The following is a 1,818-nucleotide window of genomic DNA, read 5'->3' as shown; positions in this document are numbered from 1 at the left end:
ACCAAAATATTCCGACATCTGTGGTAAGGTTGGATCTATTCCTATGATGGCTTTAACTTCCTCGGAATAGTTATTCGCATAATACAAACTATATATACCGGAAATTGAGTGAGGCATCAATATATATGGACCTTTTATGTTCGACTTTTTTAGTGCAGCCCTTGTTTCCTCTACTATGTTCTCAACTGTTCGTTCTTTGTCTGTTAGATCACTCCAACCATATCCGAAGGGTTCTACGACTACTACTTTATTAGTCTTTGACAATTCATTTATCAATGGCTCAAAATCCAGTGCTGGTGCTGGGGTTGCAAGACCGCTTAATAAAACAATTGTATTGTCTCCTTGGCCCTTTGTATAAATGTGCATATTTTTGCCATTTACTTCGACTAATTCCCCTATTGCTGGATATTTTCTTTGTTCATACACAGCCATTATATTGCTGTAAATGACCCAAATAATAACCACTGCTACTGTAGCTAATAAAATAGTCTTGATAACCTTCCAAAATCTAAACTTCTTTTTAACTTTAATTACTTTCACAACTCCCATTGACATCATTTATTTCCTTGATACAGAGGAAATGCTTGCTGTATCAAGGTTTTCTTTTGAGGTGTTTTTGTTCTCCGTTTATAAATTAAGGTACTTACAAAAGTAGTGAATTCACACTCAACTAATCCGTGTACGCAATAGCGCTAATTTCAATTAATTGCTCAGGAGAAGCCAAGTGGTTTACACCGATCAGGCTGCCGGCTGGGCGATGCTGTCCCATATATTCTTTAAAAATTTGGATAGCTGGCCCTGTATCCTCTTGTGCATTCGTTAAATAAATTTCCAAATAGGCAAGGTTCGATTTTGTAATATTAAACCCTTCTAATACACGGTCTAGATTTGCCAGTGTTTGTCGAGTTTGCGCTTCAATATCTCCTTCACCGACAAAGACTCCTTCCGAATCATGAGAAAACTGCCCGGAAATATAGACTGTTCCATCTACGCTGAACCCCTGGGAAATGCCGTGATCCCAAAGATCGTGGTTGACTGTTTTAATTTTTTTCATTTTTACCATTCCTTTACTTGAGAATAGGTTAAATATAAAATAGTCATAAATAAAAAAATAGTACGCACTTTTTTGATAGGTACTATTAGAAAGGATAGTGTAAAAAGATGGGGATGTCTGACTATGTAGAGAAGGGCAACGTTCGAGAGACACCTTTTGGCTATACATTATCAATTATTGGTGGTAAGTGGAAAATGCTAATTATTTATATTTTGGCAGAAAACGAAACAGTCCGCTTTAATGAATTGCAAAGAAAATTGGGGACCATTACCTTCAAAATATTAAGTTCACAGCTTAAAGAGTTGGAAGCAGACGGCATGATTGTACGAAAAGAATATCCGCAAGTCCCACCTAAAGTAGAGTACAGTCTTACACAAAAAGCACAATCCCTATTACCGGCTTTGGAACAGTTATGTGAATGGGGTTTAAAAAATCAAAAAAATTAGTTAAACTTTTTATGCGTTTCATCATATAGATTTTAAAATTGAGAACGAATTTCATTACTAGAAATTCTTTCTCTTATTTACTGTTAAGTATCATGCCAACGATTTTTTATGCAAGGCAAGGAATCCATAAGGTTTGCTGGAGAGTGGAAGACCTATTGAAACTTCATACTTAAAATGGTAAGATGCAATCTTTTACATCAAAGAAAAGAAAGGACATTTTATGAAACAAGTAAATTTACGTAAAATCACAATTGTGCTGTTAACATTATATACAGCTTTGATCCTCTATTTCTTATATCTAGGTTTTAATAGAGGTCT

The 1,818-nt window shown here is 35.2% G+C and carries 3 protein-coding genes; 1 reads left to right on the top strand and 2 read right to left on the bottom strand.

Going from position 1 to position 1,818, the window contains the following annotated elements; translation table 11 throughout:
* Both QI30_RS18910 and QI30_RS18905 read right to left on the bottom strand, forming a co-directional pair.
* The coding region (locus QI30_RS18910; protein ID WP_370323641.1) for an alpha/beta fold hydrolase at positions 1-540 on the bottom strand (540 nt) is incomplete at its 3' end.
* Between the two features lie 130 nt (positions 541-670).
* Positions 671-1,054, bottom strand: coding sequence for a RidA family protein (locus QI30_RS18905; RefSeq protein WP_126992085.1), 384 nt, complete (start codon positions 1,052-1,054; stop codon positions 671-673).
* A gap of 107 nt (positions 1,055-1,161) precedes the next feature.
* On the opposite strand from QI30_RS18905, the gene QI30_RS18900 reads away from it, so the two are divergent.
* Positions 1,162-1,500, top strand: a complete 339-nt coding sequence (locus QI30_RS18900) for a winged helix-turn-helix transcriptional regulator (protein WP_126992084.1) — start codon at positions 1,162-1,164, stop codon at positions 1,498-1,500.
* Positions 1,501-1,818 lie beyond the last annotated feature (318 nt).

It is taken from the genome of Candidatus Kurthia intestinigallinarum, from assembly GCF_003991225.1.
Lineage (GTDB): Bacteria > Bacillota > Bacilli > Bacillales_A > Planococcaceae > Kurthia > Kurthia populi.
Note: the sequence above shows the minus strand (reverse complement) of the source record. Positions and strands in the feature narration are given on the sequence as shown.

Excerpts from the sequence above, each read along its gene's own strand:
- QI30_RS18905 (WP_126992085.1), bottom strand. The coding sequence starts at position 1,054 with ATGAAAAAAATTAAAACAGTCAACCACGATCTTTGGGATCACGGCATT.
- QI30_RS18900 (WP_126992084.1), top strand. The coding sequence starts at position 1,162 with ATGGGGATGTCTGACTATGTAGAGAAGGGCAACGTTCGAGAGACACCT.